Here is a 265-nt window from a genome sequence, read left to right as displayed (position 1 = left end):
GGAGAATCTCGGCGTCCAGATGCTGCGCCAGGCGGCTGAGCGCACCGGCGAAGTCGTGGGCGACGGGACGTCGGGCTCGACGGTGCTGGCGCACGCGATCTTCGCCGACGGCGTCCGCAACGTGGTCGCCGGCGCCAGCGCCATCGACCTGAAGCGCGGTCTGGAACGTGCCGCGAAGGCGGCCACGGAAGCGCTGAAGGCGATGTCGCGACCGGTCGGCACCCGCAAGGAAAAGGCGCAGGTCGCGGCGCTCTCCGCCCACAAC

Annotated in this window: 1 protein-coding gene; it reads left to right on the top strand. The window is 71.7% G+C overall.

Annotated elements, in window-relative coordinates; genetic code table 11:
• Positions 1-265, top strand: a 265-nt coding sequence (locus Q5L94_RS13780) for a TCP-1/cpn60 chaperonin family protein (protein ID WP_317498922.1), incomplete at both ends; no start/stop codon positions are given.

It is taken from the genome of Idiomarina sp. Sol25 (assembly GCF_033052775.1).
Classification (GTDB): domain Bacteria; phylum Pseudomonadota; class Gammaproteobacteria; order Enterobacterales; family Alteromonadaceae; genus Idiomarina.
Note: the sequence above shows the minus strand (reverse complement) of the source record. Positions and strands in the feature narration are given on the sequence as shown.